This is a genomic window from Variovorax paradoxus B4 (assembly GCF_000463015.1).
GTDB lineage: Bacteria > Pseudomonadota > Gammaproteobacteria > Burkholderiales > Burkholderiaceae_C > Variovorax > Variovorax paradoxus_E.
In genome coordinates, this window is record NC_022247.1 from 2,444,789 (window position 1) to 2,460,444 (window position 15,656).

Below are 15,656 nucleotides of genomic sequence, written 5' to 3' on the forward strand. Positions count from 1 at the left end.
AAAGAACCATGAAATGTGCATGGTTGCGAGAAGATTGCTTTCATACCATGGACGGCGTTTCTCTACCAACAAGACAACATCGACATGCCCACTCTCGCATCCCCCGCCCAAGCCGCGTCCGGTCCCGCGCGCACCGCGCTGCCACCGCTGCTGTGGCTCTGCCTGGCCGCCACCTGGGTGGTCTGGGGCTCGACCTATCTGGCGATCAAGTACGCGCTGATCAGCTTCGCGCCGTTTCTTCAGATGGGCTCGCGCTTCCTGTTCGCGGGCGTGCTGCTCGCTGCCTGGATGCGCTGGCGCGGGGCCGCCTGGCCCTCGCGCGAGCAGTGGCGCAATGCCCTCGTGGTCGGCGCGTTGATGCTGGGTGGCGGCATGGGCGGCACGGCCCATGCCGAAGTGTCGATCGGCTCCGGGCTGGTGGTGGCCTTCATCGCGGTGGTGCCGCTGCTGATTGCGCTGCTCAACCTGATCTGGGGCGTGAAGCCGACGCGGCTGGAGGCGGCGGGCATTGCGCTCGGGCTCATCGGCGTGCTGATGCTGACGCAGGGCAGCGGCTTCCAGTCGTCGCCCGCGGGGCTGGCGGCGATTTCCATTGCCTGCATCTGCTGGTCGATGGGCAGCGTGCTGAGCCAGCGCAGCCTGCCGCTCGCGCCCGGTGCGATGGGCTTCGCGAGCGAAATGATCTGCGGCGGCGTGGTGCTGCTGGCGCTCTCGGCCCTCTCCGGCGAACAGCTGGTGTGGCCGCCGCGGCCCGAGGCCGCCGCGGCCTGGCTCTACCTCGTGGTGTTCGGCTCGCTGATCGCGTTCAATGCCTACATGGTGCTGCTCGCGAGGGCGCCCGCCGCATTGGCCGCGAGCTACACCTTCGTCAATCCGGTGATCGCAATGCTGCTGGGCGTGTGGATTGCCAACGAAACCGTGACGCGCTTCGAGTGGTACGCGGTGGCCGTGGTGCTGGCCGGCGTTCTGCTGCTGCTCTTCAAGCGCCCGCAGAAGGCGAAAGAGAGCTAAGAGGGCTGAGCCCCGCGCTGTTCAGGTACCTGGACGGCGCCAGAAGGCCAGCGTTGCGGCCAGCAGCCACATGCCGGCCGCGCAGCTGCGGTTCAGCATCTTGAGGCCGCGGCGCGAGAGCCAGCGCACGGCCTGCGTTCCGGCGGCCGCATAGGCCAGCATCACGCAGGTGTCGAGCGCCACGAAGATCGCGCCGAGCAGCAGGTACTGCGTGCCCTGCGGCTTGGCGATGTCGATGAACTGCGGCAGGAAAGCGGCGAAGAACAGCACCGTCTTGGGGTTCGACAGCGCGACGAGCAGGCTGCGCATGAGCGCGACGCGGCCATGCGGGCGAACCTCGATGGCGGATTTGGCCAGCGCCGTGCCGAGGTCGGTTGCGTCGCTGCGCCACAGCTTGACGCCGAGCCAGACCAGGTAGGCGACACCCGCCACGCGGATCGCGTTGAAGAGCAGTTCCGACGCGGCCAGCAGTGAGCCGAGCCCGAGCGCAACCACCGCGATCAGCGTGACGCTCCCGAGCGACGCGCCGGCAATGCCCCAGCTTGCGCGGCGCATGCCGCCGTCGATGCCGTTGGACAATGCCAGCAGCATCGTCGGGCCGGGGATCACGGCCAGTGCGATCGAGGCGACGACGTAGATGAGCAGGGTGTCGAGGGTCATGGCTTGGCGGCGGGTGGTCGTTGTTGCGAGGCGGCGCGGGCACGCGCCAGCGCGGCTTCGACGATGGATCGCCTGCGCGTGTCGGCAGCCTGCGGTTCGGCGATGGCGGGCGCTTCTTCCGCGCCCTTGCGCTTGTCGGTACGACGATGCTCGGCATGCAGCTTGTAGCGCCCCAGCGCGGCCTCCGCCTGTGCCTGCGACCAGGCCTGCCAGCCGCTGCGGCCCGGCGTCTCGACCTCGAGCGAGATGCAATCGACGGGGCAGGCCGGAATGCAAAGCTCGCAGCCCGTGCAGTGCGCTTCGATCACGGTGTGCATGCGCTTGTTGATGCCCACGATGGCGTCGGTCGGGCAGGCATCCAGGCAGAGCGTGCAGCCGATGCACCAGGCTTCGTCGATGACCGCCATGGCGCGTGGCCCTTCGGTGCCGAACTGCGGGGCGATAGGCTGCGCCTCGCGGCCGGTGAGCCGCGCCAGCCTGGCAACACCTTCCGCGCCGCCGGGCGGGCATTGGTTGATGCCAGCCTGGCCGTCAGCCACGGCTTGCGCATACCCTGCGCAATCGGGGTAGCCGCAACGTGTGCACTGCGTCTGCGGCAGTGCATCGTGGATGCGTGCGGCCAGCCCGTTCACTTCCTGCGTGCCGCGGGCTTCTTGACGGCGGCAACCGCCGCCGCTTTCCTGGCTGCGACATTCTTGCTGGCTGCAACGGCAGCCGTGTTCCGCCCCGGCTTGATCCGGTCTTCGGCCGGCAGGCTTTCGCGCGCACCGGCGCGGCGCTGGGGCTGGTCGTGGGCCGCGATGAACTTCAGCACCTCGGGGTAGACCAGTTCGCGCCAGCGGCGGCCGCTGAAGATGCCATAGTGGCCCGCGCCCTTGACTTCGTAGTGCTCGCGCTGCGAAGCGGCAACGCCGGTGCACAGGCTGTGCGCGGCCTCGGTCTGGCCCGAGCCCGAAATGTCGTCGAGTTCGCCCTCGACGGTCAGCAGGGCGGTCGAATGGATGTCCTGCGGGCGCACGCGCTCGATCTGGCCCTTGGGGTTCCTGACGTCCCAGGTGCCGTTCACGAGTTCGAACTTCTGGAACACGGTGCGGATCGTGTCGAGGTAATAGTCGGCGTCCATGTCGAGCACGGCGTTGTACTCGTCGTAGAACTTGCGATGGGCCTCGGCGCTCGCGTCGTCGCCCTTGATGAGGTCCTTGAAGTAGTCGTAGTGGCTGCTGGCGTGGCGGTCGGGGTTCATGGCCACGAAGCCCGTGTGCTGCAGGAAGCCCGGGTACACGCGGCGGCCCTCGCCCGGAAAGCCTTGCGGCACGCGGTAGATCACGTTGTTCTCGAACCACTCGAAGCTCTTGTTCATCGCCAGGTTGTTGACCGCGGTGGGCGACTTGCGCGCGTCGATGGGGCCACCCATCATCGTCATGGTGAGGGGCAGCTGTTCGCCGCGGCTGGCCATGAGCGACACGGCCGCCAGCACCGGCACGGTCGGCTGGCACACGCTCACCACGTGGCAGTTGCCGTACTCGGCCTGCAGGCGGCGGATGAACTCCTGCACGTAGTTGACGTAGTCGTCGAGGCGGAACTCGCCCTCCGACATGGGCACGAGGCGTGCGTTCTTCCAGTCGGTGATGTAGACCTTGTGGTCCTGCAGCATGGTGCGCACCGTGTCGCGCAGCAGCGTGGCGTAGTGGCCCGACAGCGGCGCCACGATCAGCACCACGGGCTGGCTCTTGAGCGTCTTGAGGATGTGCGGTTCGTCGGTGAAGCGCTTGAAGCGGCGCAGCTCGCAAAAAGGCTTGTCGAGCTCGACCGCCTCCTGGATCACCACGTCTTCGCCGTCGACTTTGACGGACTTGATGTTGAACTCGGGCTTCTCGTAGTCCTTGCCGAGGCGATAGAGCAGGTCGTAGCCGGCGGCCATGCGCTGGGCCATCGGCAACTGGCCCCATACGGCGCCCTGGCCGTAGAGCTTGGACGCCGCTTGGGCGAAGTCCGAGAACGGTTCCATCAGGGAACGCTGGGCTTCGTAGAGTTGATAGAGCATCGCTGGTCTGGGAGTGGAATGTTGCGGTGCAATATATCAGCGCACGCGCTGCATTGCAGGGGGCCTAACCCCTACATCGACCCCGCCGCAAGGGCCGTTTCGGGACCAAGAATGTGAAGGAATCGTCAAGGAAGGATTCCCTCACACTTTGCTGTCACTCAGATGACCTTGGCAATCGACGCGCAGACGTAGTCGATGTTCTTGCTGTTGAGCGCGGCCACGCACATGCGGCCGGTGTCGGTGCCGTACACGCCGAACTCGTTGCGCAGGCGCACCATCTGGTCCTTGCTGAGGCCCGAGTAGCTGAACATGCCGATCTGCGTGGTGATGAAGCTCATGTCTTCCTTCACGCCGGCGGCCTTCAGGCCGTCGACCAGCTTCTGGCGCATGGCCTTGATGCGCACGCGCATTTCGCCGAGTTCCTTTTCCCACAGGGCGCGCAGCTCGGGGTTGCCGAGCACCGCGGCCACCACGGCGCCGCCGTGGATCGGCGGGTTGCTGTAGTTGGTGCGGATCGCGATCTTGAGCTGCGACAGCACGCGGCCGGCTTCTTCCTTGTTCTCGCACAGCACCGAGAGGGCGCCCACGCGTTCGCCGTAGAGGCTGAAGCTCTTCGAGAACGAGGTCGAGACGAAGAAGGTCAGGCCCGCATCGACGAACTTGGCCACGGCGGCGCCGTCTTCCTTCAGGCCGTAGCCGAAGCCCTGGTAGGCCATGTCGAGGAAGGGCACCAGGCCCTTGGCCTTGACCGTGGCGACGACCTGGTCCCACTGCTCGGGCGTGATGTCGTAGCCGGTCGGGTTGTGGCAGCAGGCGTGCAGCACGACGACGGTGCCGGCGGGCGCCGCGTTGAGCGCGGCCAGCATGCCGTCGAAGTTGATGCCGCGCTTGGCGGCGTCGTAGTAGGGATAGCTTTCGACCTCGAAGCCCGCGTTGGTGAAGAGGGCGCGGTGGTTTTCCCAGCTCGGGTCGCTGATCAGCACCTTGGCCTGGGGGTTGAGCTTCTTGAGGAAATCGGCGCCGACCTTGAGGCCGCCGGTGCCGCCGATGGCCTGGATGGTGGCCACGCGGCCCGATTGCACGGGCTCGCTGTCGGCACCGAAGACCAGTGCCTTGACCGCGTTGTCGTACGCCACGATGCCGTCGATCGGCAGGTAGCCGCGCGCGGTCGGTGCTTTCATCATGTTCTGTTCGGCGGCCTGAACGCACTGGAGCAGGGGCAGCTTGCCGTTGTCGTCGTAATAGACGCCGACGCCGAGGTTGACCTTGTTGGGGTTGGTATCGGCTGCAAACTGCTCGTTGAGGCCGAGGATCGGGTCGCGCGGTGCCATTTCGACCGCGGTGAACATAGACATGGAAAGGTCCTTTGGGATGAAAGCTTCGCTGCAACCGGAGGAGGCTTTATCCTTTCCGGTTGCCTTGAATTTTACCGGCGCGAGCGCCACCTGTCGGGAACAGCCATGCCAGAGAACAACGAAGCCATAGCAGACCTGAAGAAACTGGACCCGATCGGTCCGGCAAAGCAGGGCGAATTCATCCAATATCCCGGTTCGCCTTTCGAACTTTTCCAGCCCTATCCGCCGGCCGGAGACCAGCCGAAGGCCATCGAAGGGCTGGTCGAGGGCGTGCTCGACGGCGAGGTGTTCCAGACGCTGCTGGGCGTCACGGGCTCCGGCAAGACCTTCACCATGGCCAACGTGATCGCGCGGCTGGGCCGCCCGGCCATCGTCTTTGCGCCCAACAAGACCCTGGCGGCCCAGCTCTACAGCGAATTCCGCGAGTTCTTCCCGAAGAACGCCGTCGAGTACTTCGTGAGCTACTACGACTACTACCAGCCCGAGGCCTACGTGCCCCAGCGCGACCTGTTCATCGAGAAGGATTCCTCGATCAACGAGCACATCGAGCAGATGCGGCTGTCGGCCACCAAGAGCGTGCTGGAGCGGCGCGACACGGTCATCGTGGCCACGGTGAGCGCCATCTACGGCATCGGCACGCCCGAGGACTACACGCAGATGCGTTTCATCATGCGGGTTGGGGACAAGATCGGCCAGCGCGACGTGATCGGCCGGCTGATCCGCATGCAGTACACCCGCAACGAGCAGGACTTTTCCCGCGGCACCTTCCGCGTGCGCGGCGACACCATCGACGTGTTTCCGGCCGAGCACAGCGAACTGGCCATCCGCATCGAGCTGTTCGACGACGAGATCGAGACGCTGCAGCTGTTCGACCCGCTCACGGGCCGCATCCGTCAGAAGATCCCGCGCTTCACGGTGTACCCGTCGAGCCACTACGTGACGCCGCGCGACAAGGTGCTGAGCGCGGTCGAAACCATCAAGATCGAGCTGGCCGAGCGGCTCAAGGAATTCGTGTCGCAAGGCAAGCTGGTCGAGGCGCAGCGGCTGGAGCAGCGCACCCGCTTCGACCTCGAGATGCTGGCCGAGATCGGCCACTGCAAGGGCATCGAGAACTACACGCGGCACCTCTCGGGCGCCGCGCCGGGAGAGCCGCCGGCCACGCTGACCGACTACCTGCCGAAGGACGCGCTGATGTTCCTCGACGAGAGCCACCAGATGATCGGCCAGCTCGGCGGCATGTACAACGGCGACCGGGCGCGCAAGACCACGCTGGTCGAGTACGGCTTCAGGCTGCCGAGCGCACTGGACAACCGGCCGCTCAAGCTGGAGGAGTTCGAGACGCGCATGCGCCAGTGCATCTTCGTTTCGGCCACGCCCGCGCAGTACGAGAAGGACCATGCCGGCAACGTGGTCGAGCAGCTGGTTCGGCCGACCGGCCTGATCGATCCCGAGGTGGAGGTGCGCCCCGCGACCCACCAGGTGGACGACGTTCTGGGCGAGATCCGCATCCGCGTCGAGAAGAACGAACGCGTGCTGATCACCACCCTGACCAAGCGCATGGCCGAGCAGCTGACCGACTACCTGGGCGACAACGGCGTGAAGGTGCGTTACCTGCACAGCGACGTCGACACGGTCGAGCGGGTGGAGATCCTGCGCGACCTGCGCCTGGGCAGCTTCGACGTGCTGGTGGGCATCAACCTGCTGCGCGAAGGCCTGGACATTCCCGAGGTGTCGCTGGTCGCCATCCTCGACGCCGACAAGGAGGGCTTCCTGCGCGCCGAGCGCTCGCTGATCCAGACCATCGGCCGCGCGGCCCGCAACCTGAACGGCAAGGCCATCCTGTACGCCGACCGGATGACCGAATCGATGAAGAAGGCCATCGGCGAGACCGAGCGCCGGCGCACCCGGCAGATTGCCCACAACGAGGCCCATGGCATCACCCCGCGCAGCATCGTCAAGCAGGTGCGCGACCTCATCGACGGCGTCTACAGCGAAAAGACGGGCAAGGAAATGGCCAAGCTCGACCTGGAACGCGCCAAGGTCGAGGACATGAGCGAAAAGGACATCGCCCGCGAGATCAAGCGGCTCGAAAAGCTCATGATGGAGCATGCCCGCAACCTCGAATTCGAGAAGGCGGCGCGGGTGCGCGACCAGCTGGCGCTGCTGCGGGAGCAGGCTTTTGGCGCCGCCGGCGGGGACAATATCGCGATCCTGCCGTCCTAGGCCGGGGTTCCGGTTTCTTCAAGCCGTTTCCGCAGGGGTTTACCCGAGCAGACTCCAGGGCCTTCTGCTATACTTGACCGAAATACTCAACAACAAGAAAAAAGAACTTCGCGATGAAGAACCGATCCCACCGGCTGGTTCACCAGCGCCAGGGGTCGGGCAGGGCGGAGACGAAGTCACCGCGGCCTTGGGGCACGGTGTCATTTCAACGGTAAGCACTTGAAGGAGCTTGCGATGCGTCTCACTACCAAAGGCCGTTTTGCGGTCACAGCAATGATCGATCTGGCGCTGCGTCAGAACACCGGTCCGGTCACGCTGGCTGCGATCAGCCAGCGGCAGCAGATTTCATTGTCGTATCTCGAACAGCTGTTCGGCAAGCTGCGCCGCCACGAGCTGGTCGAGTCGACCCGCGGCCCCGGCGGCGGCTACAGCCTCGGCCGCAAGGCTGCGGATATCACCGTCGCAGACATCATTGTTTCCGTCGATGAGCCCATCGATGCCACGCAATGCGGCGGCAAGGAAAACTGCCTCGGCGAAGCCGGCCGCTGCATGACGCACGAGCTCTGGGCCTCGCTGAACCAGCGCATGGTCGAGTTCCTGGATTCCGTCACGCTGCAGAAGCTGGTCGACGACCAGATCGCCAAGGGCGTGCAGATCGAGAACAAGCCGGTCGTCAAGCGCGCCATTTCCGCGCAGCCGGTGGTCAAGCCGATTCGCGTGAACGCGCCGAATTCGGTGTTTGCCCTCGGCAACGCCTTCGCGAAGTCCTGAAGCCGTGGAGCGCCTGCGGGCGCTGCCGCGAGAAGCCCAGATCAAAGAAACAACCCCACGCCAGCCCGAGCCAGCCATGGACGTCACTCCTCATTTCCCGATCTATCTCGATTACGGCGCCACCACGCCGGTCGACCCGCGTGTGGTCGATGCCATGATCCCCTGGTTGCGCGAGCACTTCGGCAACCCGGCGTCGCGCAGCCATGCCTGGGGCTGGGAGGCTGAAGAGGCGGTCGAAAAGGCGCGCGGCCAGGTGGCTGAGCTGATCAATGCGGACCCCCGTGAAATCGTCTGGACGTCGGGTGCGACCGAATCGATCAATCTCGCGCTCAAGGGCGCAGCCCAGTTCTACAAGGGCAAGGGCAAGCACCTGATCACCCTGAAGACCGAGCACAAGGCCGTGCTCGACACCATGCGCGAACTCGAGCGCCAGGGCTTTGAAGTCACCTACCTCGACGTCGAGGAAAACGGCCTCGTCGACCTTGAGAAGTTCAAGGCCGCGATCCGCCCCGACACCATCCTGGCCAGCGTGCTGTTCGTGAACAACGAAATCGGTGTGATCCAGGACGTGGTCGCGATCGGCAATGTCTGCCGCGAAAAGGGCATCATCTTCCACGTCGACTCGGCCCAGGCCACCGGCAAGATCGACATCGACATCACGAAGCTGCCCGTCGACCTGATGAGCCTCGCCTCGCACAAGACCTACGGCCCGAAGGGCATCGGCGCGCTGTACGTGCGCCGCAAGCCCCGCGTGCGGCTCGAGGCGCAGATGCACGGCGGCGGTCACGAGCGCGGCATGCGTTCGGGCACCTTGCCCACGCACCAGATCGTCGGCATGGGCGAGGCCTACCGCATCGCCAAGCTCGAAATGAAGGACGACATCGCCCATGCGCGCCGCCTGCAGAAGCGTCTGCTCGACGGCCTGAAGGACGTCGAGCAGGTGTTCATCAACGGCGACCTCGAACACCGTGTGCCGCACAACCTGAACATGAGCTTCAACTACGTCGAGGGCGAGTCGCTGATCATGGGCATCAAGGGCCTGGCGGTGTCGTCGGGCTCGGCCTGCACCTCGGCCAGCCTCGAGCCCAGCTACGTGCTGCGCGCCCTGGGCCGCAGCGACGAGCTGGCCCACAGCAGCCTGCGCATGACCATCGGCCGTTTCACGACCGAGGAAGAAATCGACTACGCCATCTCGACCATCAAGCACAACGTCGCGAAGCTGCGCGAGCTGAGCCCGCTGTGGGAGATGTTCCAGGACGGCGTCGACATCAGCACGATCCAGTGGTCGGCCCACTGACGCATTGAACAAAGTTTGAGAGGTACACCATGGCATATTCATCCAAGGTCATCGACCACTACGAAAATCCCCGCAACGTCGGCTCCTTCGAAAAGGGCGACGACTCGGTCGGCACCGGCATGGTCGGCGCGCCGGCCTGCGGCGACGTCATGAAGCTGCAGATCAAGGTCAACCCCGAAACCGGCGTGATCGAAGACGCGCGCTTCAAGACCTATGGCTGCGGTTCGGCCATTGCCTCGTCCTCGCTCGTGACCGAATGGGTCAAGGGCAAGACGCTCGACGAAGCCGCGGCACTCAAGAACGCGCAGATCGCCGAAGAACTGGCCCTGCCGCCCGTCAAGATCCACTGCTCGATCCTGGCCGAAGACGCCATCAAGGCCGCCGTGAGCGACTACAAGGCCAAGCACGGCGCCAAGGCGGCAGAAGCCGAGCCCTCGGCAGTCCACTGACATGGCCGTTACGCTGACCGAAGCCGCTGCGCGCCACGTCACCCGCTACCTCGGCAAACGGGGCAAGGGCGTGGGTGTGCGGCTGGGCGTGAAGACCACCGGCTGCTCCGGCCTGGCCTACAAGCTCGAGTACGTGGACGAATTCGCGCCTGAAGACGTGGTGTTCGAAGACCACGGCGTGAAGGTGCTGGTCGACCCCAAGAGCCTGGCCTACATCGACGGCACGCAGCTCGACTTCGTGCGCGAAGGCCTGAACGAGGGCTTCAAGTTCATCAATCCGAACGAGCGGGATCGCTGCGGTTGCGGAGAGAGTTTCCGCATCTGATGCGCCGTCGCTGACAGCGACCACAGCCGCCACCATGTCATGTGCTGGCGGCTTTTTTTTGCCATGAACCTGAACGACACCGACTTTCAACTGTTCGCCGTCCCCGCGACCTTCGCGCAGGACCGCGCCGCGCTCGAAGCGCGGTGGAAGGAACTGCAGCGCGAGGCCCATCCCGATCGCTTTGCCGCGCAGGGCGCCGCGGCGCAGCGCGTGGCCATGCAATGGTCGGTGCGCATCAACGAGGCCTACCAGCGGCTCAAGGATCCGATCCGGCGGGCCAGCTACATCTGCGAACTCAACGGTGCACCGCTGAACGCCGAGAACAACACCGCGATGCCGCCCGATTTCCTGATGCAGCAGATGGAATGGCGCGAGGCGCTCGACGATGCCGGCGACATCGCCGCGGTCGAGCAGCTGCAGGCCGAAGTCGAGGCCGGCCGTGCCCGCGCGCTCTCCTCGCTCGACTGGCTGATCGACGAGAAGGGCGACTATCCGGCCGCCGCGCAGCAGGTGAGAGCCCTCATGTTCATTGAGCGCTTCGGACAGGACGTCGAAGCCAAATTCGATCAGTTGGGACAATAGTCCGTTATGGCTCTTCTTCAAATTTCCGAACCCGGCCAGGCGCCCGACCCGCATCAGCGCCGCATTGCCGTGGGCATCGACCTCGGCACCACGCATTCGCTGGTGGCCGCGGTGCGAAACGGCGTGGCCGAATGCCTGCCCGACGACCAGGGCCGCGTGATCCTGCCTTCCGCCGTGCGCTATCTCGACCGCGAGCGGCGCCAGATCGGTTTCGATGCGCTTGCCGCGCGTGCGCAGGACGCCGCGAACACCATCACCTCGGTCAAGCGGCTCATGGGCCGCGGACTGGCCGACATCGCCAACCGCGAGTCGATGTCCTACCGCCTGGTGGACGAGGGCGGCATGGTCAAGGTGCAGACGGCCGCGGGCATCAAGTCGCCGGTGGAGATCAGCGCCGAGATCCTGGCCACCCTGCGCTACCGCGCCGAAGACACCTTCGACGACGAACTCTACGGCGCCGTCATCACCGTGCCGGCCTACTTCGACGAGGGCCAACGCCAGGCCACCAAGGACGCCGCGCAGCTCGCCGGCCTCAACGTGCTGCGCCTGATCAGCGAGCCCACGGCCGCGGCCATCGCCTATGGCCTGGACAACGGGAGCGAAGGCGTCTACGCCGTCTACGACCTGGGCGGCGGCACCTTCGACATCTCGATCCTGCGGCTCACCCAGGGCGTGTTCGAGGTCATTGCCACGGGCGGCGACTCGGCCCTGGGCGGAGACGACTACGACCACGCGCTCGCCGATTTCGTGCTCGCGCAAACCGGTCTGCAAGTGGGCAGCGACGCCGACAAGGCCACCGTGCTGGTGGCCGCCCGTGCGGCCAAGGAGGCGCTGACCGATGCCGACTCCGTGGCGTTCCAAGCCGAGATTGCCGATGGCACTGCCCGATTCGATCTGACGCGCGCGCATTTCGATGCCGCCACCCAACCGCTCACCGACCGCACGATCGCAGCGGTGCGCAAGGCGCTGCGCGACGCGAAGCTCAAGCCCGAGGACCTGCAGGGCATCGTGCTGGTGGGCGGCTCCACCCGCATGCCGCAGATCCGCCGCGCCGTCGCCGAATTCTTCGGCCGCGAGCCGCTCGTCAACCTGAACCCCGACGAAGTCGTGGCGCTCGGCGCCGCGATCCAGGCCAACCAGCTGGCCGGCAACAACGGCGCGGGCGATCTGCTGCTGCTCGACGTGATCCCGCTGTCGCTGGGCATCGAGACCATGGGCGGGCTGGTCGAGCGCATCGTGCCGCGCAACCAGACCATTCCCACCGCGATGGCGCAGGACTTCACGACCTACCAGGACGGCCAGACCGCCCTCGCATTGCACGTGGTGCAGGGCGAACGCGACCTCGTGGCCGATTGCCGCAGCCTGGCGCGCTTCACGCTGCGCGGCATCCCGCCCATGGCGGCGGGTGCGGCGCGCATCCGCGTGACCTTCACGGTCGATGCCGATGGCTTGCTGAGCGTCGGTGCCAAGGAGCAGGGCAGCGGCGTCGAGGCCAGCGTGACGGTCAAGCCTTCGTACGGGCTCTCGGACGACCAGATCGCGAGCATGCTGCAGGAGAGTTTTTCCACCGCGCAGCAGGACATGCAGGCGCGTGCACTGGTGGAGGCGCGCGTGGATGCCGAGCGCATGCTGCTTGCCACGCAGAGCGCGCTCGATGCCGACGGCGATCTGCTGAGCGAAGAAGAGCGCGCAGTCATCGATGCGTCGATGGCGAAGTTGCGCGAAGCCGCGAAAGGCAATGATGCCGCGGCCATCGAAGGCGCCACCAAGGCGCTGGCCAACGACACCGAGGCCTTCGCCGCCCAGCGCATGAACGCGGGCATTGCGCGCGCACTGTCGGGCCGCAAGCTCGAATCCCTCTGAGAATCACATGCCCACCATCAAGATATTTCCGCATCCCGAGTACTGCCCGCAGGGTGCAGAAATCACGGCGCCGGCCGGCACCTCGATCTGCGAGGCGCTGCTGGACAACCACATCAACATCGAGCACGCCTGCGAGATGAGTTGCGCCTGCACCACCTGCCACGTGATCGTGCGCCAGGGTTTCAATTCGCTGAACGAGGCCGAGGAGGGCGAGGAAGACCTGCTCGATCGCGCCTGGGGCCTTGAGCCACAATCCCGCCTCAGCTGCCAGGCGATCCTGGCGCAGGAAGATGTGACGATCGAGATTCCCAAGTACTCGATCAACCACGCCAAAGAGAATCATTGAAAGAGCCACCGTATGTCGCGCCAGATCGTCCTCGATACCGAAACCACCGGCCTTTCCGCCGAGAACGGCGACCGCATCATCGAGCTCGGCTGCGTGGAGCTGTTCGCCCGCAAGCTCACCGGCAACGACCTGCACATCTACTTCAATCCCGAGCGCGAGAGCCATGAAGACGCACTCAAGGTGCACGGCCTCACGACCGACTTCCTGCGCGACAAGCCGAAGTTCGGCACGCTGGCCAACGATATCGTCGAGTACCTGCGCGGCGCCGAGCTGATCATCCACAACGCGGCCTTCGACGTCGGCTTCCTCAACAAGGAGTTCGAGCTGGCCGGCCTGCCGCCGCTGCGCAGCTTCGTGGGCGAGGTGACCGACACGCTGGCCATGGCCAAGCAGGTCTACCCGGGCAAGCGCAATTCGCTCGACGCGCTGTGCGACCGCTTCGGCGTCGATCGCTCGAACCGCACCTTCCACGGCGCCAAGCTCGACGCGCAGCTGCTGGCCGACGTGTACATCAACCTCACGCGCGGCCAGGATGCCTTGCTGATCGACGTGAGCTCGAACGAGCCGGCACAGGGCACCACGGTGGTGGCCATCGACCTGAGCCAGTTCGACCTGCCGGTGATCATGGCGGCCGAGCAGGAGCTTGCGGCGCACGAAGCGCTGTTGTCGCAGCTCGACAAATCCAGCAACGGACGCACGCTGTTTCGCCAAAACGGCTGAAATCCTGTGGCATAATCGAAGGCTTCGCGCAACGCGATTAATTCCAAGGCACCGCACAGGTGGTGCCAAAGAGTTGAAAGGGCGGTTAGCTCAGGGGTAGAGCACAGCATTCACACTGCTGGGGTCGGAGGTTCGAAGCCTCCACCGCCCACCAACAGATCAGACAAAGGCCGCTAGCTACATACAGCCAGCGGCCTTTTTCATTGGGAAATCAGCGACTTACGAGACAGGGACGTATAAAGCGCTGCATTGACTGCCAGACCAACGCGGGGGTACAACCGCGGGTACAGCAGGCGTTTTCTTTGCTTTTGGGGGTGTCGTACCCCCATTTCTCAGCGGAAGGCCGGCGTTCGTACCCCCACCAGCGACAAGATTCACGGCGTTAACGGACGTCTTCTGGTTCTTAAGAAGGCCTGTGAGCTTTTGCACGGCCGCAGCTTCGCAGATTTGTCAGAGACCGACCGCAAGCGGATCGCTGGCACGCGCGGCAGGGTTCGGAGCAAGGAAGGTGAGCTCGACTGGGGCTGGTTCGGCGCCATGGGCGCCAGCCCTTCGTTTGCCACGACGGTTGTGGGCAGCGCCAAGGCACTGGCATCGGCCATGGCGGCTATCCCGGCGGAGGGCGGAGTCCAGTACGAGGACTACGAGCGTTTGGGTCAGTTTTCGGCGGCAATCAACAGGCATGGATCTTCTGCCAGTAGACCAGGATCACCGCGAAGATCGTGCCGGTCTGGATCGCGATGTCGAAGACCTTGGCCTTGTCGTCGTCGAAGTCGAGCAGCGAGCCCGCCAGAATCAGGTGGCCGGTCGACGAGATCGGCGAACTCGGTCAGGCCCTCGACGATACCCATGACGGCGGCCTTTCGCCAGCAAAACAATATCCACGCGGGCTCCTGAAAAAAGGCCCCGATTGTCGCGAGCGCGCCGTTCAGGCGGCGCTCGGCACGATCTGCGTGCGCAGCACGCCGTACCGCCGTCATTGCGTGAACTATTTCACAAGTCATACGGCCATTGGATCGGTTGTGAGGCACCGGGGAGCCGCGTAAGCTCGCGCCGCATTGACCACCCCGGAAGAAAAGAAGATGTACACGCTCATCCGAAACGCCGGCGTCAAGTGCGCACTGGTGGACGAGGCCGTCCCTCTTCTGCTGTCTTTCGGCGTCGCCGAGGTCTTCTACAAATTCCACAGTTTCATGCTGGAAACGGGGGCCTTCCTGTTGACCTGGCTCGTCGTGAGCTGGCTCGGCAGCGCGATCCGGTCGCGCTGGCAGCGCCACGGCTGAGCCGCTACCGCCGCGAGCGGTGAACTCTCGCGAACCACTTGCCTGAAGGGTCCCGAACCATGACGGATGGAGTCGCGCCAGAGTATTCACGCTTCGTCGCGGCCGAGCGCCGCGCCCAACGGCTACCGGCGGCGGCGACCCGGCCGATGGCCGAGGGCGAGGTCTTCAAGCCGGTGTCGCTCGAAGCCAAGCAGGCCACCGAGTTCTTCCGCATCGCCGCGCGGCGCGCGAGCGGCCTCTACCGCCCGAGCCGGCGCAACGAGGTGGTCTGGGTCGAGGGCGAGAACGAACTCGCCGTGAGCCTGACCGGGCTGCAGGTGCAACTGGCCGACGGCCTGATCCGCGTCACGCTGCCGGTGCGCTGCGACCAGACCGGCAGCGCCGTGGTCGAAGTGGTGTTCGCGGTCGGCACCGACCCGCAGCCCGCCGGCCTCTATGCGGCGACCTACCGCCGCCCGAACGGCCCGGCGCTGATCGTCGACACCTGGGGCGAGGCGCTGGTGGCCTTTGCCTGGCAGGGCGTGCTGGGCATGGTCAGCGGTATCGCCGGCGCGCTCGGCAAGGATGCGCGCGGCAACGTGCTGGTGCCGGTGGAGCTGACCGCCTCGAAGCGCGGCCTGCAGATCGTGCCGATGGCGCGGCACCGCTTTGCCGGCTCGAGCGGGCTCAGGGCCGTCAAGGGAGCCACACCATGAGCCCCGCCAGGCCGCCCGAAGGGGCTCGCACC

Annotated in this window: 16 protein-coding genes, 1 tRNA gene and 1 pseudogene; 13 read left to right on the top strand and 5 right to left on the bottom strand. The window is 65.5% G+C overall.

Annotated elements, in window-relative coordinates; translation table 11 throughout:
- Positions 1 to 84: 84 nt before the first annotated feature.
- Positions 85 to 1,011, top strand: a complete 927-nt coding sequence (gene yedA, locus VAPA_RS11345; protein ID WP_021006918.1) for a drug/metabolite exporter YedA — start codon at positions 85 to 87, stop codon at positions 1,009 to 1,011.
- A gap of 21 nt (positions 1,012 to 1,032) precedes the next feature.
- On the opposite strand, the gene VAPA_RS11350 is transcribed toward yedA, so the two are convergent.
- The 4 genes from VAPA_RS11350 to VAPA_RS11365 all read right to left on the bottom strand — a co-directional run bounded on the left by VAPA_RS11350 (position 1,033) and on the right by VAPA_RS11365 (position 5,070).
- Entirely contained in the window at positions 1,033 to 1,671 is a 639-nt protein-coding gene (locus VAPA_RS11350; protein WP_021006919.1) for a LysE family translocator, read from the bottom strand.
- Positions 1,668 to 2,303 (bottom strand): RnfABCDGE type electron transport complex subunit B, encoded by a 636-nt coding sequence (locus VAPA_RS11355; protein WP_021006920.1) that lies wholly within the window; start codon positions 2,301 to 2,303, stop codon positions 1,668 to 1,670. The genes VAPA_RS11350 and VAPA_RS11355 overlap by 4 nt, the downstream gene beginning before the upstream one ends.
- On the bottom strand, positions 2,300 to 3,715 hold the full coding sequence (locus VAPA_RS11360; RefSeq protein WP_021006921.1) for a polyhydroxyalkanoate depolymerase: 1,416 nt from the start codon (positions 3,713 to 3,715) through the stop codon (positions 2,300 to 2,302). Before VAPA_RS11360 ends, VAPA_RS11355 begins: the two co-directional genes overlap by 4 nt.
- 158 nt (positions 3,716 to 3,873) lie before the next feature.
- Entirely contained in the window at positions 3,874 to 5,070 is a 1,197-nt protein-coding gene (locus VAPA_RS11365; RefSeq protein ID WP_021006922.1) for an amino acid aminotransferase, read from the bottom strand.
- A 105-nt stretch (positions 5,071 to 5,175) separates the two neighbouring features.
- Between VAPA_RS11365 and uvrB the strand changes: the two genes are divergently transcribed.
- From uvrB to VAPA_RS11415, 10 genes are all read left to right on the top strand, one after another.
- Entirely contained in the window at positions 5,176 to 7,293 is a 2,118-nt protein-coding gene (uvrB, locus tag VAPA_RS11370) for an excinuclease ABC subunit UvrB (protein WP_021006923.1), read from the top strand.
- Positions 7,294 to 7,527: 234 nt separating this feature from the next.
- Positions 7,528 to 8,064: a Fe-S cluster assembly transcriptional regulator IscR gene (gene iscR / locus VAPA_RS11375; RefSeq protein ID WP_007828186.1), complete on the top strand. Its 537-nt coding sequence runs from the start codon at positions 7,528 to 7,530 to the stop codon at positions 8,062 to 8,064.
- A 76-nt stretch (positions 8,065 to 8,140) separates the two neighbouring features.
- The gene (locus tag VAPA_RS11380) at positions 8,141 to 9,361 is read left to right on the top strand and encodes an IscS subfamily cysteine desulfurase (protein WP_021006924.1); all 1,221 of its coding nucleotides are present in this window, start codon (positions 8,141 to 8,143) and stop codon (positions 9,359 to 9,361) included.
- A gap of 29 nt (positions 9,362 to 9,390) precedes the next feature.
- Positions 9,391 to 9,810: a Fe-S cluster assembly scaffold IscU gene (iscU, locus tag VAPA_RS11385; protein WP_021006925.1), complete on the top strand. Its 420-nt coding sequence runs from the start codon at positions 9,391 to 9,393 to the stop codon at positions 9,808 to 9,810.
- Position 9,811: 1 nt separating this feature from the next.
- Positions 9,812 to 10,135, top strand: a complete 324-nt coding sequence (gene iscA / locus VAPA_RS11390) for an iron-sulfur cluster assembly protein IscA (RefSeq protein WP_012747263.1) — start codon at positions 9,812 to 9,814, stop codon at positions 10,133 to 10,135.
- A 63-nt stretch (positions 10,136 to 10,198) separates the two neighbouring features.
- Complete coding sequence (hscB, locus tag VAPA_RS11395) at positions 10,199 to 10,717, top strand: Fe-S protein assembly co-chaperone HscB (RefSeq protein ID WP_021006926.1); 519 nt, start codon at positions 10,199 to 10,201, stop codon at positions 10,715 to 10,717.
- A gap of 6 nt (positions 10,718 to 10,723) precedes the next feature.
- A complete protein-coding gene (gene hscA / locus VAPA_RS11400) occupies positions 10,724 to 12,580 on the top strand; it encodes a Fe-S protein assembly chaperone HscA (RefSeq protein WP_021006927.1) in 1,857 nt (618 codons plus the stop codon).
- A gap of 7 nt (positions 12,581 to 12,587) precedes the next feature.
- On the top strand, positions 12,588 to 12,926 hold the full coding sequence (fdx, locus tag VAPA_RS11405; protein ID WP_021006928.1) for an ISC system 2Fe-2S type ferredoxin: 339 nt from the start codon (positions 12,588 to 12,590) through the stop codon (positions 12,924 to 12,926).
- Between the two features lie 12 nt (positions 12,927 to 12,938).
- Positions 12,939 to 13,646: a DNA polymerase III subunit epsilon gene (gene dnaQ / locus VAPA_RS11410; protein ID WP_021006929.1), complete on the top strand. Its 708-nt coding sequence runs from the start codon at positions 12,939 to 12,941 to the stop codon at positions 13,644 to 13,646.
- 79 nt (positions 13,647 to 13,725) lie between these two features.
- Positions 13,726 to 13,800, top strand: a tRNA-Val gene (locus tag VAPA_RS11415).
- A 525-nt stretch (positions 13,801 to 14,325) separates the two neighbouring features.
- On the opposite strand, the pseudogene VAPA_RS33875 reads toward VAPA_RS11415, so the two are convergent.
- Positions 14,326 to 14,531: pseudogene (locus VAPA_RS33875) on the bottom strand (undecaprenyl-diphosphate phosphatase); the annotation flags it as partial.
- Between the two features lie 197 nt (positions 14,532 to 14,728).
- On the opposite strand from VAPA_RS33875, the gene VAPA_RS11420 reads away from it, so the two are divergent.
- Together VAPA_RS11420 and VAPA_RS11425 are read left to right on the top strand one after the other, a co-directional pair.
- Positions 14,729 to 14,929, top strand: a complete 201-nt coding sequence (locus VAPA_RS11420; protein WP_021006930.1) for a hypothetical protein — start codon at positions 14,729 to 14,731, stop codon at positions 14,927 to 14,929.
- A 59-nt stretch (positions 14,930 to 14,988) separates the two neighbouring features.
- Positions 14,989 to 15,624 carry a hypothetical protein gene (locus VAPA_RS11425; RefSeq protein ID WP_021006931.1) on the top strand — a complete coding sequence of 212 codons (636 nt, stop codon included), beginning with the start codon at positions 14,989 to 14,991 and terminating at the stop codon, positions 15,622 to 15,624.
- Positions 15,625 to 15,656: the final 32 nt, after the last annotated feature.